The sequence below is a fragment of the Nocardioides sp. J9 genome (assembly GCF_007829375.1).
Classification (GTDB): Bacteria; Actinomycetota; Actinomycetes; order Propionibacteriales; family Nocardioidaceae; genus Nocardioides.
Genome location: NZ_VLJQ01000130.1, coordinates 1 through 2208, shown reverse-complemented (window position 1 = coordinate 2208; position 2208 = coordinate 1). Strand labels below are relative to the sequence as shown.

Annotated in this window: 3 protein-coding genes; all 3 read left to right on the top strand. The window is 73.0% G+C overall.

Annotation, left to right across the window (positions count from 1 at the left end):
* Nucleotides 1–789, top strand: a 789-nt coding sequence (locus tag L615_RS21530; protein ID WP_145726426.1) for a glycoside hydrolase family 25 protein, incomplete at its 5' end; no start/stop codon positions are given.
* Nucleotides 790–795: 6 nt separating this feature from the next.
* Nucleotides 796–1152 (top strand): thioredoxin, encoded by a 357-nt coding sequence (gene trxA / locus L615_RS21525; protein ID WP_028657174.1) that lies wholly within the window; start codon nucleotides 796–798, stop codon nucleotides 1150–1152.
* Nucleotides 1145–2208, top strand: a 1064-nt coding sequence (locus L615_RS21520; RefSeq protein WP_145726425.1) for an LLM class flavin-dependent oxidoreductase, incomplete at its 3' end; no start/stop codon positions are given. The genes trxA and L615_RS21520, both read left to right, overlap by 8 nt.

Below are 2208 nucleotides of genomic sequence, written 5' to 3'. Positions count from 1 at the left end.
CCGGCCGGCCTGCTGGCCGTCGCCCTGCTGCTCGCCGGCTGCGGGGACGACGGCGCGAAGAACGGCGGGCCCACGTCCACGCCACCGACTCCCTCCGACTCCTCGACGGGTACGACGACCACCCCGGCGGTGCCCGACCCGTCCCCGGACAGGTCGACCTCGACCGCACCCCCGTCCGCCACGCGCACGCCGGAGCCCGAGCCGCGGCGGGGCATCGACGCCTCGCACCACCAGGGCCCGATCGACTGGCGGCAGGTCGCGGACGCCGGCATCACGTTCGCCTACCTCAAGGCCAGCGAGGGCACCGGCTTCACCGACCCCCGCTTCGCGGAGAACCGCCGTGCCGCGACCCGCGCCGGCATCGACGTCGCCGGCTACCACTACTTCCAGCTCTGCTCCGACGGCGGCGCGCAGGCGCAGCACTTCCTCGACGTCGTCGGCGACGAGCCGGCAGCGATCCCGCACGCACTCGACCTGGAGCTGGCCGGCAGCTGCACCACCCCGCCGCCCGCGGAGACCCTGCTGGCCGAGGTCCGCGAGTTCCTCGACGTCGTCGACCGGCGCACCGGCCGCCGCACGCTGGTCTACCTCTACCCGGACTTCGAGGAGCGGTTCGGGTTCGCCGACGACCTCGCCGACCACCCGCAGTGGGTACGACGCCTCGGCGACCGCCCGCCGCGCCGGGACTGGACCGTGTGGCAGCACGACGACGCCGGCTCGGTCCCGGGCATCTCCGGCGGGGTCGACCTCAACCTCGCGAGGGAATCCCTCACCGACCCCGGACGTTGAGCAGTCATGTCCACCATCGACCTGACCGCCGGCAACTTCGAGAGCACCGTCCTCGACAACGAGATCGTGTTCGTCGACTTCTGGGCGTCGTGGTGCGGCCCGTGCCGCAACTTCGCCCCGATCTACGAGGCTGCCTCCGAGCAGCACAGCGACCTGGTCTTCGGCTCGGTCAACACCGAGGAGGAGCAGCAGCTGGCCGCCGCCGCGCAGGTCACCTCGATCCCCACGCTGATGGCCTTCAAGAAGGGCCACCTGGTCTTCTCGCAGGCCGGCGCGCTGCCCGCGCAGGCGCTCGAGCAGGTCGTCACCGCGGTGCGCGACTTCGACGTCGAGGCCGCAGCACGTGAGGCCGGCGATGCCTGAGCTCCAGCTCGGGCTCGACACCTTCGGCGACGTCACCGTCGACGAGGCCACCGGGGAGCCGTTGCCGTACCCCCAGGTCATCCGCAACGTGGTCGCCGAGGCGGAGCTGGCCGACCAGGTCGGCGTCGACGCCATCGGCATCGGTGAGCACCACCGCGACGACTTCGCGGTCTCCTCCCCCGACATGGTGCTGGCCGCGGTCGCTGCCCGCACCGAGCGGATCCTGCTCGGCACCGCCGTCACCGTCCTCAGCTCCGACGACCCGGTGCGCGTCTACGAGCGCTTCGCCACCCTCGACGCGCTCTCCCACGGCCGCGCCGAGGTCACCCTGGGCCGCGGCTCGTTCACCGAGTCCTTCCCGCTCTTCGGCCTCGACCTCGCCGACTACGACCGCCTCTTCGCCGAGAAGCTCGACCTCTGGGCCGCCCTGCAGGGCGAGGGCACCGTCACCTGGGACGCCGGCGAGCTGCGCCCGCCACTGCGCGGCGCCCGCATCTTCCCGCGCACCGAGCGCGGCTCGATCCCCACCTGGATCGGGGTCGGCGGCTCCCCCGAGTCCGTCGTGCGCACCGCCCGGTACGGCTTCCCGCTGATGCTCGCGATCATCGGCGGCGACCCGGCGCGCTTCGGGCCGTACACCGACCTCTACCGCCGCGCCCTGCAGGAGCTCGAGCAGCCCGACCTCCCGATCGGGGTGCACTCCCCCGGCTTCGTCGCCGACACCGACGAGGAGGCCCGCGAGCTGCTCTACCCGCACTTCAAGGCCCAGCGCGACCGGATCGGCGCCGAGCGCGGCTGGGGCCCGGTCACCCGCGCGCAGTACGACGCCGAGGTGGATCACGGCGCCCTGTTCGTCGGTTCACCGGAGACCGTCGCCCGCAAGATCGCCACCACCGTGCGGTTCCTGGGCATCCAGCGCTTCGACCTCAAGTACTCCAACGGCGGCGTCCCCCACGAGCGGGCGATGCGCAGCATCGAGCTCTACGGCACCCGGGTGATCCCGCGGGTGCGCGAGCTGCTGGCCGAGGAGTCGGCCGAGGCCTCGCTGGTCGACTG